Source organism: Terriglobia bacterium (genome assembly GCA_020072645.1).
Classification (GTDB): domain Bacteria; phylum Acidobacteriota; class Terriglobia; order Terriglobales; family Acidobacteriaceae; genus Angelobacter.
The window spans coordinates 64,504-80,085 of the sequence record JAIQGK010000008.1 but is presented as its reverse complement, the minus strand read 5'-3'; the positions used below and the strand labels follow the sequence as shown (position 1 = coordinate 80,085).

The 15,582-nt window shown below is 54.9% G+C and carries 12 protein-coding genes; 7 read left to right on the top strand and 5 right to left on the bottom strand.

Annotated elements, in window-relative coordinates; genetic code table 11:
- Positions 1-194 precede the first annotated feature (194 nt).
- Positions 195-2,210: an arginine--tRNA ligase gene (gene argS, locus LAO76_12785; protein ID MBZ5491799.1), complete on the bottom strand. Its 2,016-nt coding sequence runs from the start codon at positions 2,208-2,210 to the stop codon at positions 195-197.
- 188 nt (positions 2,211-2,398) lie between these two features.
- On the opposite strand from argS, the gene larC reads away from it, so the two are divergent.
- Together larC and metG are read left to right on the top strand one after the other, a co-directional pair.
- Positions 2,399-3,871 carry a nickel pincer cofactor biosynthesis protein LarC gene (gene larC, locus LAO76_12780; GenBank protein MBZ5491798.1) on the top strand — a complete coding sequence of 491 codons (1,473 nt, stop codon included), beginning with the start codon at positions 2,399-2,401 and terminating at the stop codon, positions 3,869-3,871.
- Positions 3,864-5,960 (top strand): methionine--tRNA ligase, encoded by a 2,097-nt coding sequence (gene metG, locus LAO76_12775; protein MBZ5491797.1) that lies wholly within the window; start codon positions 3,864-3,866, stop codon positions 5,958-5,960. The genes larC and metG overlap by 8 nt, the downstream gene beginning before the upstream one ends.
- A gap of 121 nt (positions 5,961-6,081) precedes the next feature.
- Here the strand turns inward: metG and LAO76_12770 are convergent, their stop codons facing one another.
- Positions 6,082-7,200 (bottom strand): hypothetical protein, encoded by a 1,119-nt coding sequence (locus tag LAO76_12770; GenBank protein ID MBZ5491796.1) that lies wholly within the window; start codon positions 7,198-7,200, stop codon positions 6,082-6,084.
- Positions 7,190-7,591 (bottom strand): hypothetical protein, encoded by a 402-nt coding sequence (locus tag LAO76_12765; protein ID MBZ5491795.1) that lies wholly within the window; start codon positions 7,589-7,591, stop codon positions 7,190-7,192. The genes LAO76_12770 and LAO76_12765 overlap by 11 nt, the downstream gene beginning before the upstream one ends.
- A 230-nt stretch (positions 7,592-7,821) precedes the next feature.
- Between LAO76_12765 and LAO76_12760 the strand changes: the two genes are divergently transcribed.
- On the top strand, positions 7,822-8,619 hold the full coding sequence (locus tag LAO76_12760) for a TatD family hydrolase (GenBank protein ID MBZ5491794.1): 798 nt from the start codon (positions 7,822-7,824) through the stop codon (positions 8,617-8,619).
- A 7-nt stretch (positions 8,620-8,626) separates the two neighbouring features.
- On the opposite strand, the gene LAO76_12755 is transcribed toward LAO76_12760, so the two are convergent.
- Together LAO76_12755 and LAO76_12750 are read right to left on the bottom strand one after the other, a co-directional pair.
- Entirely contained in the window at positions 8,627-10,747 is a 2,121-nt protein-coding gene (locus tag LAO76_12755) for a prolyl oligopeptidase family serine peptidase (GenBank protein ID MBZ5491793.1), read from the bottom strand.
- A 2-nt stretch (positions 10,748-10,749) separates the two neighbouring features.
- The gene (locus LAO76_12750) at positions 10,750-11,760 is read right to left on the bottom strand and encodes an MBL fold metallo-hydrolase (GenBank protein MBZ5491792.1); all 1,011 of its coding nucleotides are present in this window, start codon (positions 11,758-11,760) and stop codon (positions 10,750-10,752) included.
- 133 nt (positions 11,761-11,893) lie between these two features.
- On the opposite strand from LAO76_12750, the gene LAO76_12745 reads away from it, so the two are divergent.
- From LAO76_12745 to LAO76_12730, 4 genes are all read left to right on the top strand, one after another.
- Positions 11,894-12,445 carry a sigma-70 family RNA polymerase sigma factor gene (locus LAO76_12745; protein MBZ5491791.1) on the top strand — a complete coding sequence of 184 codons (552 nt, stop codon included), beginning with the start codon at positions 11,894-11,896 and terminating at the stop codon, positions 12,443-12,445.
- Positions 12,442-13,251: an anti-sigma factor gene (locus LAO76_12740; GenBank protein MBZ5491790.1), complete on the top strand. Its 810-nt coding sequence runs from the start codon at positions 12,442-12,444 to the stop codon at positions 13,249-13,251. The genes LAO76_12745 and LAO76_12740 overlap by 4 nt, the downstream gene beginning before the upstream one ends.
- Before the next feature lie 377 nt (positions 13,252-13,628).
- A complete protein-coding gene (locus LAO76_12735; protein MBZ5491789.1) occupies positions 13,629-14,744 on the top strand; it encodes a hypothetical protein in 1,116 nt (371 codons plus the stop codon).
- 21 nt (positions 14,745-14,765) lie between these two features.
- The gene (locus LAO76_12730; protein ID MBZ5491788.1) at positions 14,766-15,506 is read left to right on the top strand and encodes a TlpA family protein disulfide reductase; all 741 of its coding nucleotides are present in this window, start codon (positions 14,766-14,768) and stop codon (positions 15,504-15,506) included.
- Positions 15,507-15,582 lie beyond the last annotated feature (76 nt).

The window sequence follows — 15,582 nt, the reverse complement described above, 5'->3', positions numbered from 1 at the left end:
TCAAAACCTCTGGCGACATTATCTCTCAAATAAAGATTTGCAACTCAGGAATTCTGCTCAAAAGGTACTTAGGAAGAGATGATTACGATTGCGGGTGGGGACACTTACACCTTATATAGGCACCTTTATATAATATAGGCACCTTTATATAGGGCGTTGACTCTCTTTAGCGACCTGTAGACGGCACTAAGCGCTTACATGACGCTCGGCGCGCCGATCCCCATCAACTCAAGGCTCTGAATCAGCGCACGACGCACTACTGCCGCAGTCGCCAGAAGAAAGCCTTTCTTTGCCTGGTCGTCTTCCGTGAGGATGTGGTGCTTGTGGTAGAAGTTGTTGAACTGCTGCGCCAGTTGGAACGCGAACTTGGCCGCATACGCGGGTTCAGTCGTAGAGATGCACTGCTCAATCATGCTGGAAAGCTGCCCGGCTCGCAGCCACAGCTCCCACAATTCGTCATCTTCTTTCAGAAAACGTAAATCAATCTTGCCGGCAAGAATCTCTTCCGCGCTGAGGCCGGCTTTGCGGAAGATATTTGTGGCGCGGACAATCGCGTACTGCGCATAAGGCCCGGTTTCACCCTCAAAGCTCAAAGCTTCCTTGAAGTCGAACGCGATCACCGATGTCTTGGTGAACTTCAGCATGAAGTAACGCAGCGCACCGATAGCAATCTGCGAAGCGATCTCATGCCGCTCCTGCTCGCTCATCTCCGCGTGTCTCGAGTCCACTTCCTTTTGTGCCGCCGCGATCAGAGAATCGAGCAAGTCATCCGCCTTTACGCCAAAGCCTTTGCGTCCTGAGACCTCGATATAGGAGCGCTTCTGGTCTTCTTCGGAAACGTCATAGCCCAATTCCATGGCGCAGCGCGGCGTGAGCGCCACCATTTCATAAGAAAAGTGGTGGTAGTCTTCCGCCTGCTCGGCGTAACCAAGTCCGCGAATCGCTTCAATTACGTTGTTCTGCGGATCAGCCTGGCGCGAGTCAATCACGTTATATATGGCATTCACGCCGCCAAAATGCGGATGCTCTTTTTCGCCCGACTCTGCCGATATCCAGACCTGACGGCCGTTGGGATAGCGATAGAAACGCTGGTAGCCGAAGTCGCGCCCCAGCAAACCGAACTTCCATAGATGGTAAGCAATGTCTTTGCCGACGTAAGTCACCGTGCCGTTGGAGCGCACGATTACCTTGGCGTCTTCGTCCGGGCCTTCTTTGTTCTGATCATCTTTGGCTTCAGGAGCATCTTTGTCCTCGGCTGCGGCTTGCCGTTTGGCGGTTTGCGGAGAGACCGCCCGCTTCATCACCCAGCAGCCTTTGTTCTTGCCTTCGGTCTCGAAATACAGCACGCCCTTCTGCTTTAACTGCTCAAACGCCGACTCCCAGAAATGCAGATGAAGAATCTCGCTCTCTTGCGGCAGAAAGTCATATTCAATGTCCAGCCGCTGCATGGTTTCCAGATGGCGGCGAATGATGGCGGTCGAAACCAGTTTTCCGATATCAGCCGCTTCATTCCCTCCGCGCTCAATATCGTGCAGCGTTTGCAGCCGAAGCTTCAGGTTCTCCTTGCTTTCCTCATACCACTGCGAAACGCGCGCGTAGAGGTCCCAACAGTAGTAGTCGAATGAACTGGGCGGCGGCCCGGCAGCCGCGATCAGCTTCTCAATCTCGCTCTTCCCTTTTTTCTCCAGATACAAAAATCCCACAACCACGTCCGCTACCTGAACGCCGGTGTTGTCGATATAGTTCTGCACATCCACCCGCGCGCCGGCAGCCTGAAGCAGGCGCACAAACGTATCCCCCAGAACGGCATTGCGCAGATGCCCGATGTGGGCCGCTTTGTTGGGATTGATGCTGGTGTGCTCGACAAGGATCTTTTTGCCGCTGGCGGAACCGGGCTGCGCTGCGCCGGGATCAAGCAGCAGTCGCGCGGCTTCCTGGCGGTTGATGCGCGCATTGATGTAGCCCGCACCGGCGACTTCAAATTTTTCAAAGCCCGGAACCTGTCCGAGCGCCGCAACAACCTCTTCCGCAATCTTGCGCGGCGGCTTGCGCAGCTTCTTGGCCAGCTCAAAGCTCAGCGGCAGCGCGTATTCTCCCAGTCCTACATTAGGAGGCTGGTCAACCACGATGCGAGGCAATTCAACATCATATTGCTGCTTCAAAAGGTCGCGAACCCGTTGGATAAGCTGCTGCTGTAGTTGCAGGTACAAGTGTTTGCCTTTGCCTGGATGTTCAGCGGTTGGGGCTCATTTCAAGCCGTAAGTTGCTGACAGAAAAGGTGATTATAGCAAACACAGGACTCTGGGCCGGTTTGACGGCAAGGCTTACTAAACCTATGATGAAAGTTTGCGCCTGATTGCGGGCGCCGGTCTGAAGTCTTGCTCAAATCGTTGCTTTTATGCGCATAGCCTACCTAGAGTGCTTTTCCGGAATCAGCGGCGACATGTTTCTGGGCGCCCTGCTTGACGCCGGAGTTCCGCCCGAGGTCTTTACCCGGACGGTGGAAGCCCTGGGCGTGGACGCGCGTCTGGAGATCGCGCGCGTTAACCGCAGCGGCATCAGCGCTACCAAGCTTGATGTAATCGCCGCCGGCGAAAAAGAGCTTCCGCGCGAAGAGTTCTGGCAAGAAGCAGTCAGCACTAAAGCACTCAGCACTCAGCCGTCAGCATTCGGTCCGGCAAAATCTTCGCCTGGGACACATTCGCATGGTCACGCAGAGGAACATTCGCATTCCCATGCCCACTCCCACAGCCATGATCACGAACACTTACATAGCGACGGGGAACTGCACAGCCATGCAAATGAGCACGGTGAGCACTCGCATTCCGAGATACCGCCGGGGGCGGCGGTGCCACATGAGCATGACCACAGCCACGACCACGCGCACTCGCATCGCGGACTGAAAGAAATTCGCCAGATCATTCAGGCTGCAAGCATCAGCCAATCGGCAAAAGATAGGGCGATCAGAATTTTTGAGGCGCTGGGCGCGGCGGAAGCCAAGGTCCACAACACTGACATTGAAAAGATCCATTTTCACGAAGTCGGCGCGATTGACGCCATCGTTGACATCGTCTGCGCTTCAGTCGGCGCGGAAGCGCTGGGCGTGGATGAATGGGTCTGCTCTCCGCTCAACGTCGGCGGCGGAACGGTGGTTTGCGCGCACGGCGCATTTCCCATTCCCGCGCCAGCGACACTGGAACTGCTGAAGCACGCTCCGGTCTATTCTGGAGAAATCCAGAAAGAGCTGGTCACGCCCACAGGCGCAGCCATCGTAAGCGTGCTGGCATCGCGCTTTTCACAGTTCCCTACAATGAAGACTGAAAAGATCGGCTATGGCGCGGGCACTCGCAACTTCAAGAACTCGCCCAACGTTCTTCGGCTGACCGTGGGTGATACGGCGGAGCAGCATGAGTCACCATTTCCCGTGGAAGAGATCACCATCCTTGAGGCCAATGTAGACGACATGACGCCGCAGGTCTTTGCCTATGTGATGGAGCAGGCGCTGCAGAACGGCGCGCTGGACGCGTTCGGCACTCCGGTGCAGATGAAGAAGAGCCGCCCCGGCATGCTGCTGACGGTGCTCTGCCGGACTGAAGACAGCCAGCGCCTTGTGAAATTTATTTTGGCTGAGACCACTACGCTCGGCGTAAGAATGCGGCGTGAAAGCCGCGCGGCGCTCACGCGTCGCCACGTGAGCGTAAGCACCAGGTGGGGCAATGTTCGCATGAAGCTGGCCAACCTGAACGGCAGTATCAGCAACTATGCTCCCGAATACGAAGATTGCCGCCAGATCGCTAAAGAAAAGAAAGTGCCATTAAAAACCGTGATGCAGGAAGCCATTAAAGTTTATCTGGAAAATACCAATGGATAAGGGCAGCCAGAAGTTTTACATTACAACGCCCATTTATTACGTGAACGCACGCCCGCACGTGGGGCATGCATACACCACGCTGGTGTGTGACGCCATTGCGCGCCGCAAGCGCATGCTGGGCTTTGACACCTACTTTCTTACCGGGACGGACGAGCACGGCCAGAAGATTGAGCGCTCCGCCCAGGCCGCGGGCAAGACGCCCAAGCAGTTCGCGGATGAGGTTTCCGACCTGTTCCGCTCGCTATTTGGAAAGATGAACATCTCCAACGACGATTTCATACGCACCACCGAGCCCCGCCACAAAGCCGGCGCGCAGGAGTTATGGAAGCGCATCCAGGAGAAAGGCCACATCTACAAGGGTACATATTCAGGGCAATATTGCGTCTTTGATGAGTTGTATGTTGATTCCGTAGGCCCCGGCGCTCCATGCCCTGAGTGCGGACGTCCCACCGAGACGGTGAGCGAAGAGAACTATTACTTTAAGCTTTCTGCGTTTGCTGACCAACTGCTTGCTCACTACCAGCAGAACCCGGGATTCATCCGCCCGGAAACGCGCCGCAACGAGGTCATTGCCTTTGTGAAGAGCGGCTTGCGCGATCTCTCTGTCAGCCGCAGCACTTTCAAGTGGGGTATTCCCGTCCCCGGCGATCCCAAGCATGTGATGTATGTCTGGCTGGACGCGCTGAGCAATTACTGCACCGCCGTTGGACTGGGATCGAAGGATGAAGCCGAGCAGAAAAAGTTTGAACGCTACTGGCCAGCCGACGTTCACATGATCGGCAAGGAAATCATCCGGTTCCATTGCGTTTACTGGCCCGCGTTTCTGCTGGCTGCCGGTTTGCCGCTCCCTAAATCGGTGATCGCTCACGGCTGGCTGCTGTTTGAAGAGAGCAAGATGTCGAAGTCGCGCGGAAATATTGTGCGCGCTGAAACTGTGATTGACGTAATGGGCAATGACGCGCTGCGTTATTTCCTGCTGCGTGAAGTGGTCTTTGGTCAGGACGGTGGGTTTAGCTTTGACGCGCTGGTGCAGCGCTACAACTCCGACCTGGCGAATGATCTCGGCAATCTTTCAAGTCGTACTTTAACCATGATCAACCGTTACTTTAACGGTTCAGTTCCCTATCCCTCACCCACCGTGGCGCGCAAAGCCACGGATGATGTGATCAAAGAGCACGCGCTCGCGGTAATCCAGGAATTTGGCTTGCTGTTCGATGACTATCAGTTCTCTCGCGCGCTTGAGTCGGCCTGGTCATTGATTGGCGCGGTCAACAAATATCTGGTCGATGAAGAGCCCTGGATCGTTGCCGAAAAAGAAGGTGAAGAGAACAAGTCGCGTCTGGCGACGATTCTTTATACGGCGGCGGAAGCGTTGCGCGTAGTTACGGCGCTGGTGCATCCGGTACTGCCGGAATCCACGGCAAAAATCTGGACACAGCTTGGGCTGGGCGAGATCAGCAAATTCAACCTTGGCGAACTTAAGTGGGCGCAGCTTCCGCTGGGCGGCAAGCTGGGCAAAGTGGAACCCGTGTTCCCGCGCGCCGACAAAACTTCAATCGAGAGGATGCAACAGATGGAACAGGAGCGCGCAACGCAGGCTTCTTCCACTACGTCATCATCAACCGCCAGAGCTGCAACCCCTGCACCCGCAGGAGAAGGCGCTCGCGCGGGACAACCCGCAACACAGGCCGCTCATGGCCCAACCGATGCCACGCCTGCGGCAAAAGCCGCGCCGCCCGCTGCTGCTGCGGCTGCCGATGGAAAAATTTCTATCGACGATTTCATGAAAGTGGAGCTTCGCGTTGGCCAGGTGAAAGCCGCGGAAAAAGTAAAAGGCGCTGACAAACTATTGCGACTTGAAGTCGATATAGGAACGGAAGTGCGTCAGCTTGTCGCGGGAATTGCTCTGGCTTACAAGCCCGAAGAACTGATTGGACGCAAAGTGGTGATCGTGGCTAACCTTCAGCCGCGCAAGCTGCGCGGGCTGGAATCCAATGGCATGATCGTGGCTGCGTCTGTCGGCGAAGATGGCAAGCCTGTGCTGGCTGGATTTCTGGAGGATGTGCCGGTAGGGGCAAAATTGAAATAAATTTTTGATAGCAAACGTGTGCTGCGATGATGTATCTATTGCTAGCTCAACTCGTTCGATAAAGGCTGTTATTGGAAGATCGCTAACCCATGATTTCGAGTTGGAGTAATCTGTCCATTTGTTAAGCACTCGCCGCATGCCTCGGCATTGCCCCTATCACACTTGCTACAGATTTGTTGATATATTCAATTCTTTTTGCCAAGCTTGGATGCAATGAAAATAGGTTAACAGTTGTTGATTTAGATAGAAACTGCAAGCCACGGATTAGGTCATCACCATTTCCATAGATGATTGCTTCAGTATCTGCCAATCTTTCAGCTAACCAGCGATCTCTGCGCAAACTCAGTAGCAATAATGCGAGAAACCCAACGCCAACAATAGACCCAACACTAGAAATCAATACATCTGTCCGCTGATCAGCAGATGAAAGAGCGGTATCAAGCTCCATTAGTGCTGAGTCTCGCTGAATGTCCAGAAAGGACTTGTTGAGATCTATGTCGGCATTTGGTGTCGCTTTTATCTTAGTTAGCGCCGTGCTGTAATCTAAATTTACTTGGGTTCTCGCCTTGTCAATCTCTTGTCTAGCATTACCGTATTGAACCTGCGCAACGACCATTAGTATTAAGGCTAAGGCTAATGCTAGTCCCCTGATCGGTATTGCGATTCGCGTCAAAACATGCCAAAAGACGCTTGCAAAGGCCCATGATTTAGCATCTCCGTGAGCTACGTGAGCTAATTCGTGTTGCATACATGCTCGGGCAGCAGCTTTATCAAAATTTGCGAGCTTAACGAATGAGAGTGGGATCTCAATCTCATTTCCATTCTTCGTAACATGAACACTTGGGCCACCGCTTAGTTTTCGCTGATTCACGTAAAAATAAACGGCCTCAGGCTTTATGCACATTCGTTGCATAAATGGGTGGCTCATTTCGGCGAGAAGGTCAGCCAAGACAGGAGGCACAATGACACATCCAGGTCTCGAACTTAGCGGCCTCCTTGCTGCCTTATATAACCGCATGAACCAAACAAACCCATATGAAATGAGACAGAGGCCCAGCAATGCGAAGCCTTTTTCAATTAGATTGCTTTTTTGATTTGAGATCGTGTAAAGGCTATATGGGATACTTCCGAAAGCTCCTAGAATATTGGTAAAAGTCAAAATGCGTGTTGCAATAGCATTTCTTTTAAGAGATTTGAGACCTTTTTTAAGATCTTCCTCAACCGATTTGTTAGGCCCCATTTATTTGTCCCTTTTTTGCAATGACTGCAGCATATTTGTCACCAATGAATTCGGCTTTGCTTTTCGGCAACCCAGCTCGGACTAGATCTTTCGTGAGCTTTTGTTTGAGTTCGGCGTCGTCCTTCTGCCGACTACCGGACCATGCAATAACGGTAGTCAAAAATCCGAAAGTGGCTGATAGCAATTTCACAAATTCAAGCACATCAGCTGCGGCACTCGCACTTAAGAATCCGAATTCTGCAGGGTTCGCTTTATCCGTTTGTTGGCTGTTTGCAATTATTCTTGTTGCACACTCTTCGGCGCCCAAATTATAAGCAATTAACTCTTCCGGTATTTCGGCTTCAATAATTGGACGCACGACTGCAATCAGGGTATTTGCGGTAATCTCCATGCTTATCCTTTCGGATAGTAAAAGAAGGGGGTGAGTGGAAGTATAGCTCAAAATTTATCGAAAGCAAGCTCATTCGGATTCATTCTTGTGCCAGACCAGCGATGAGAAATATCCGTAACTTATTTTGCCGATTCACGTTGGATAGGCTTCGATGTTCTTTTCCGTCTGTCGGCTAACTTGATGGCTACCTACTTTCACTGGCATCATTGATATTTGGATGCAAAAGGCCTATGTACATCGATTCACACGCCCACGTTGAAGGGCACAAATTCGATTCTGACCGCGCCGATATGCTGACCCGTGCTCGAGAAGCCGGGCTGGAGCGCATCCTCGCTATCGGCAGCGGTACTGGTCCGGGAACATACGACTGCGCGCTGAAGATTGCCGAGCAGCATGACTGGATTTTTGCCAGCACAGGATTGCATCCGCATGAAGCCAGCGTGGCGACGGAAGCTGATTACGCTGAGATGGCTCGTCTGGCAAAACATCCAAAGCTGATTGCCTGGGGCGAGATCGGCCTGGATTATTTTTATGACCACTCACCGCGCGACGTGCAGAAAGAAGTTTTCCGCCGCCAGATGGAACTAGCCGCAACGGCAAAGCTGCCGATCATCATCCATTGCCGACCGAGCAACAACAGTGAAAATGCATGGGATGACGCTCTGGAGATGCTGCGCCAACACTGGACGCCGAGCGGGTTACCGGGAATCCTGCACTGCTTTACCGGCGAATGGAAGCACGCGCAAGCCGCGCTGGATTTTGGCTTCTACATTTCTTTTGCCGGAAATGTCAGTTTTCCCAAAGCGGAAAACATTCGCGACGCCGCAAAACAAGTTCCGCTTGATCGCATGCTCATCGAGACTGACTCGCCCTATCTTGCGCCGGTGCCGCATCGTGGCAAGCGCAATGAGCCAAGCTTTGTGGTGAACACCGCCGAAGCAATTGCGCAGTTGCGCGGGATGACCAAAGAAGAAATCGGCAAGCAGACAGCCGAGAATTTTTATCGCCTTTTCCCAACCACCAAATAGGAAACAACTAATGTTGGGACGGCTCATTCAATCCCAACTGCCATGAAAGAAAAGCCATTTTGAGGGAGAGTTCATCCACAATCTGGCTGAAAGGCCGCCCACCGGAATGGCCAGCCTTGTTGTCATAGAGCAAAAGCACCGGTCGGCCTGACGCCGTGTCGGCCTGCATGCGCGCGGCCATTTTGCGTGCCTGCTCCGGAGGCACCCGGGTATCCGCATCACCACTCGTGAGCATGAATGCCGGATACTTTGTTCCCTTGGTCACATGCTGATACGGCGAATAGGCATAGAGAAACTTGAACTGCGCGGGATCAGCGGCGTTTCCGTACTCCAGCAACGCAGGCGGATTGTTGTTCCTGGTGAATTTGTAATAGCGCACCATATCGAGATCGGGATGATCGCAGATAACGGCGCGGAACAGCTCCGGACGCTGCGTGGTCACGGCCCCCATCAGAAGTCCGCCATTGCTTCCGCCCCAGATCGCCAGCTTTTCCGGGTTGGTGTATTTGTTGGCGATCAGCCATTCCGCCGCCGCAATGAAATCGTCAAAGACATTCTGTTTCTTTTCCAGCATTCCGGCTTTGTGCCAGGCTTCGCCAAATTCTGACCCGCCACGCAGGTTGGCTACAGCGTAAATGCCGCCCTGCTCCACCCACCATGCGGCGGAGTTGTTGAAGTTGGGCGTTAGGCTGACGTTGAAACCGCCATAACCGTAAAGGATGGTTGGTGTCTTGCCGTCAGGCTTGAGGCCTTTGCGATGCACCAGGAACATTGGGACACGCGTCCCGTCCTTTGACGTGTACCAGACCTGCTCCATCTCGTAGTCATCGGACTTGAACGGTATGGGATCACGGAACCACAGTTCACGCTTCCCTGACGAAGCCGCGTAACGATAGATGGACAGCGGCGTCGTATAGGACGAAAAAAAGAGAATGCCTTCGTCGCTCTCCGGGCGGCCAAAGATGCTGGCTGAGCCAGATGATGGCAGGGCCACCTCGCCCAGAGGCTTGCCTTGGAGCGAGAAAATCGCAATGCGCGACGTAACGTTGTGCAGGTAGGTGACAAACAGTTTGCTGCCAATAACGCTGAAATTTTGAATAGCGTCGTCAGTGGTGGGAACAAGCTCCTTCCATTTGTCGGGCTTCGGATCGCGCAGGTCAATCTTGATAATGCGTTTCCTCGGGGCCTGCCAATCCGTTTCCACAATCAATGAATCGCCGACAAATTGCGGGGTGAAGTGGCCGTCAAGGCCCGTAATGAGCGGGTGCACCGCACCCTTTTTCTCCAGGTTCTGGATGAACAGGTCATCCTTCGCCCAGCCTGCCGCCACGTGGATCAGCAGATAGCTTCCGTCGCGGGAAACTTCAGGAGAGATCCATGTATCGGGTCCGTAGTCTTCGCCGAACACCAGCGTGTCTTTCGCCGGATCGGAACCAAGAGCGTGATAGTAAATTCGTTTTCCAATGTCGCGCTTGCCCAGCGAATAATAGAAGCCGCTCAGGTCTTTCTTCCATGATGCGCCCAGGTACAGAGCCCGTGGCAGGATATCGGGCAGATCATGGCGAGTCTTCAAGTCCATGATGTGCAGTTCAATCTCGTCTTCTCCGCCGTGCCGCACGGAATAGAGCATCAGGCCTCCGCCTGTGGTGATGTCTTGAATGGCTACGCTGGTGGTATGGTCTGGGCTCATCGGAAGCGGATCGATCAGCAGTTCGTCTGGCCCATTTGGACCCTTGCGGCGGTAAATGCTCGGCAGGTCCTGGTCTGCTCCCTTCCTGGTAAAAAAATAATAGCCGCCTTCCTCGTCCGGAGCGCCCATTGTGTCATGGTGGAACATCTCCATGAGCCGTTTGTGTGCTGGCTGGCGCATGGGCAAGCCATCAAGAAGCGAATGCGTGTAAGCATTCTCCGCTGCCTCCCATTTTCGCGTCTCCTCACTGTCCTGATCTTCCAGCCAGCGATAAGGGTCCACAATCTCTACGCCGTGAATCGTCTCCTTCACGTTGTCCTGCCGCGCCGCGGGTGGAGCGGGCGTCTGGGCAAGCGCCATCCGCGCACCACAGCCGATAAAGAGACTAAGGAAAACAGCGAGACGTTTCACTTGGCGGCAGATGATCATGGAAATCATTCTTATTTTGCTGGCGCCGAGTTATCTGCCGCCGGTTGCGGCACTTTTTTCGTCCCTGCAAGTTCTGCCGCAGTCTGCATAATGTTGCGTTTGGAGAACGGCCCAAAGAATCCCCAGCATGTTGCTGTAGGAACTGATGGCTTCTTATCTGGCGATGCGGCGGGGCAATCTTTCCCATACTTTTCCTGCAGCTGCGGCAGTACCGCATCGACGAGCGCCTGGTCGGTCTTCCCCGCAGCCTGTGCCTTCGCCACTTCGTCACGCAACGCGACTAGATAGTCGTGGAAATCGCGAACATCGGCCACGGTGGCAACATCGCCATGCCCGGAGACAAACGTTCCCGCAGGATGGTCGGCCAGCAACTTCTCCAGCGTTTTCACCCAATCGCTAGTGGTGGCGTCAATCAGGTTCGGCAAATGCTTCTGCCAGACCAGATCGCCGGCAAAAACCACGTCGGCGTCCGGCACTGTCACCACGGAGTCGCCGCCGGTGTGGCCCAGCATGTAGCGGACTTGAACTTGCCGTGTGCCCAGATAAATATCCACGGCGTCACTGTAAGTTTCATCCGGCAGCACCAGCGCTTCCACCATGGCTTTTTGCTCCGGCTTTGGATTGGGGCCGAAAAACTTCAGATTCTCCGTCCGCAGCCAGCCACGCAAGTTGCGCTGCGCAAGGATCGTCGCTCCGGCTTGGGCAAATACGGCATTTCCGCCGGTGTGGTCCAGATGGTAATGCGTGTTCACCACAAAGCGAATCGGCAGGTTCGTGATCTTGCGGATTTCTGCCAGCAGATCGCGCGCCGGGGCAACGTCTTCAAACGTATCCACCACCACCACGCCATTGTTGCCGATAATAAATCCGGCATTGCTGCCGGCTTTTCCGCCGTCCGTGCCAATAGCGGCATAAATACCGTCTCCCACTTTCTTCACGGTAAAATCGGCGGAGTCAGCGAAAGCAGCGATCGAGCAAAAGGAAAAAAGAGCCAATAAAAGAACAGTTGTTCTGGTACGCATGCCGAGGATGTTAACATCCCTCGCCCTGCAAAAACAGATTTGTTACGATGGGGTTGCGGCCCTAACGGCAGCTTCCCGGGCCAGAATGCAATCCAATCGGCTTCAGAATCCGTACTCCTATGAAAGCGAGAGAATGCGCGTGAGCGGCACGCAGGCGCCAAACCATAAGGACGACGCGGCCTTGATCGCCCGCATTCGCGTGGGGGACCAGAGCGCCATGGCCGATCTTTATGACCGCTACTCCGGAGTGGTGTATGGGGTCGCGCTTCGCGTACTCACCAGTACCGCCTCCGCTGAGGACGTGGTGCAGGAAGTGTTTCTCCAGTTGTGGCGCAACCCGCAGGCCTTTGACGCTGATCGTGGACGCCTTGCGCCGTGGCTTGCGGTAATCGCCCGCAACCGCGCTATCGACCTTTTGCGTAAACGCCCCCCGGAAGATGACATTGACGAAATGCCAATCTCCACCGGAGTCGATCTGGAGGATGCGGCTTCCCAGAAACTTGTGGTCGATAAAATCCGTGGCGTTCTGGGCGGCCTGCCGCAAGACCAGCGCAAAGCGTTGGAAATGGCATTTTTTGAGGGCATGACTCATTCGGAAATTGCCGGAAAAACCGGCGATCCACTGGGAACGGTCAAGACGCGCATCCGCACCGGCCTGCTGGCTTTGAGAAAAGTATTGGCATGAACGCGCATCCACAATTCGCTGAAGCGCTGGCGCTTTACGCCATGGGCGCGCTCGATAACCCGCAGGATCTGGCCGCCGTGCAAGCCCATCTGGGGACGTGTGGCGATTGCCGTCGCGAACTGGAAGCTTTGCGCGCGGATACGGCGCTTCTTGCCCTCTCAGCCACCGGGCCGCAGCCTCCCGCGCGTTCACGCGATCGGCTACTGAAAGCTGTGGCGGCGGAGCCGCGTGTGGAAAGAAGAAACCAGCAGCGCTATGCTCTTGGCCATTTGCGCCGCCGCTGGGTCACCATTGCCCCGGTCATGATGATGCTGATCCTGGCGGTCTTCAGTATTTTGTTGTGGCGCGACCTTCGCAATACCCGCCAAGCTCTCAGGCACACGCATGCGCAGTTGGAACAGATCCAGTCGGATTTGGCGCGGACGAATACAGAACTTGCTGAAGCCAAGATGGTCCGTGATCTGCTCCACGCCCCAGACGCATGGCCCCTGACTCTGGTCAGCAAAAAGACGCCGCCTCAGCCGCAGATCAAGACTGTATATTCCAAGCAGCAGGGCGCATTGCTGCTGATGGCCAACAATCTGACTCCGCTGCCGGAAAACAAAATCTACCAGGTCTGGTTGCTCCCCGCCGATGGCGGAGCGCCAATGTCTGCCGGATGGTTCAAAGCCGACAGCAAGGGCAATGGCATGATGTTCCACAAAATGTCGACTGGGGTAATTGCAAAAGGCTTTGCCGTGACCATTGAGAACGCAGGCGGCAGCCAGACTCCCACCATGCCCATTGTGATGGAGCCCGCAGGCTAAACCCAGCCCGAATTAGCCACATTTTCGGGCGTTTATCTTCCTACGTCTCTGCCGCCGTTTCTCGTCAATTGCCATCCTGAGCGAGTATGCGGGAGCTGTGCGACGGAGGGCGAGTCGAAGGACCCCGAGAATATTCCTGCCATACAGATTCAAGGCGTTCTCTTAAATGTATTTTTCATCGCCAGCCGTTGCAGCCGCGACATAACATCAATCCAGGTAGCTCTCGGTAGAACTACGTGACGCAAATGGCAGGGGAGATTGGGCAAAGACATCCTCTTCGTCCCACCCACATGCACATCCGTCCCACTCTGGCTCACGTTCTTGAGGGACCACAGTCAATACTCTGACTGCGCGCACCTTCCTCTTCAGGAGATCACGTGACCACAAAGCATGGTTTGCTGGTACGTCTTATCACCTTGTCTTTCGCCGGCCTTCTTTTCATCGCGAATATCAAAGCGTATGCGCAGGACGCTGCTGCGCAGACCAAAGGTGAAATTGAGCGCCTGCAGCAATCGTTGAAAGCGCGGCCCATTCAAAGCCCTGATCTCGCCGACCTTGGCAAAAGGATTGAGCAGCGCCTCCAGGAAGCTGATTCCGCACGCTCTGCCGGCCACTTGTACCTGAGCTTGGAAAATCTGGGGCAGGCGGAAGACTATTTTCAGGCCGTAAGAACAATTGAAGCCAAAGCTGACGCCGTCAAGGACAACTTGCCCGCCTTTGAAGCCGAATGGGGCAAAGCCAGCCTGGAATATGCTGCGCTGGATAAACAAGCGCGGCAGCGTAATTGGAACCGGTTCCCGGCGGCGGTCCGCGCACTCTCAGAATCCGCGCAAGGCCGCACGATTCCTTTGCTGGAAGGCAGTCGCGGCTTTGCCACGTCCACCAAGCCGCAAGACGGCCTGGCGTATATGGGTGAGGCGAAAGGAGAAGCGGCGTACGCCGCTTTTCTCTATGGCCTGAGCATTGCACGGAAAGGCTCCCCGTTTCCACTGCGTTCGGTGCTGCCTGAGTTGGAAGCGCTTCAGGAAAAAACAAACGCCGCTTTCCAGCCGCCGCGCTCCATTGATATGCATCCGCGCTTTATCAACCTCAACGCCACGCTTAAGTTCGCACGGGAACTTGATTCATCCAAGGCATACGCTGGCGCGCTCTATCAATATCTGGAAGCTGTGCGGAATTTCGGCATGCTCGACCCTGTTGTCCCTGACGATGCCAAACAGTCTGCGCTACGCAGTCAGGTGGCGGAAGAGCTGAAGAAAGTCTCGGCATCGAAGCGCGATGACTCAATCGCCCAGGCATTTCTGGAGCGTGCCCAGGGATGGCTCAACAAACCGGACAGCGCTGCGCCGTCCCCGGACGAATGGCGAGCCGTTCAGGTCATCCTGCAGCAGGTGTTGCCCGCGTATTACGCTGCGCTCAAGCCGGCAGCGCCACTGCAACAACGAGCGGCCAGGACCGCCACGCTCACTCTGGTCCGCTGGCCTTACACTTGAAACATCTCCGACCCAGCAAGTTTGCTGGCCCAGGAAGTTGCGGCAAAGTACGCCGGAAAAGTCACGTTCGTCAGCGAAAACTTTGGCGATTCCAAACTGGCCGACCGCTTCGGCGTAAAAGGCTATCCCGCAATATTTTTGGATGATGTCCTGATCGCCGCGCCGCGCGACTTCGGCTACTTCGGCGAAAAAGAAGGTACAGGTCGTTACGCACCGTGGCGCAACGCGGACAACCAGGCAAAATTCAAGCATGACCTGACCCGGATGATTGATCTGATTCTCGCGGGTAAAAAAGACGTCGTTAGCCGCGAGCGTGCGGGAACCAGCACAAGCATGGCCGCTATCGCTTCGCTGCCCAAATTCACGCTGACTGATCTTGGTGGCAAGCCGCTCACCGCTGAAGATGCCGCCGGACGCGTTGTGCTCGTGGAATTCTGGGCCACGTGGTGCCCGCCCTGCCGCTCAACGCTGGAATGGCTGGGTGACCTGAAAAAGAAATACGGCGATGACGTGGCCATTCTGGCGTTCGCGGTTGAATCGCCGGAAGACAAAGTCCGGGAAACCGTGAATGCGCTCAGTCCCGACCTGCATTGGGCCATCACCGACGCCGCCACAGCCCAGGCCTTTGGCGATATCACCGCTGTCCCAACCATGTTCTTGTTTGATAGATCCGGCAAGACCGCCAGCGTGATGTACGGCGCGCCGCCCGACCTGCACCAGCAAGCGGAGAAGATCCTGGACGGACTGATCAAACAACCTTAACCACACAGGACACGAAGGCAAATTTCAGCAGAAGCGATTCTGCTGGATGAAGCAGGGCCGGTAGCTCTCCGGTTGC

Excerpts from the sequence above, each read along its gene's own strand:
- larC (MBZ5491798.1), top strand. The coding sequence starts at position 2,399 with ATGCGCATAGCCTACCTAGAGTGCTTTTCCGGAATCAGCGGCGACATG.
- metG (MBZ5491797.1), top strand. The coding sequence starts at position 3,864 with ATGGATAAGGGCAGCCAGAAGTTTTACATTACAACGCCCATTTATTAC.
- LAO76_12770 (MBZ5491796.1), bottom strand. The coding sequence starts at position 7,200 with ATGGGGCCTAACAAATCGGTTGAGGAAGATCTTAAAAAAGGTCTCAAA.
- LAO76_12765 (MBZ5491795.1), bottom strand. The coding sequence starts at position 7,591 with ATGGAGATTACCGCAAATACCCTGATTGCAGTCGTGCGTCCAATTATT.
- LAO76_12760 (MBZ5491794.1), top strand. The coding sequence starts at position 7,822 with ATGTACATCGATTCACACGCCCACGTTGAAGGGCACAAATTCGATTCT.
- LAO76_12755 (MBZ5491793.1), bottom strand. The coding sequence starts at position 10,747 with ATGATTTCCATGATCATCTGCCGCCAAGTGAAACGTCTCGCTGTTTTC.
- LAO76_12750 (MBZ5491792.1), bottom strand. The coding sequence starts at position 11,760 with ATGCGTACCAGAACAACTGTTCTTTTATTGGCTCTTTTTTCCTTTTGC.
- LAO76_12745 (MBZ5491791.1), top strand. The coding sequence starts at position 11,894 with ATGCGCGTGAGCGGCACGCAGGCGCCAAACCATAAGGACGACGCGGCC.
- LAO76_12740 (MBZ5491790.1), top strand. The coding sequence starts at position 12,442 with ATGAACGCGCATCCACAATTCGCTGAAGCGCTGGCGCTTTACGCCATG.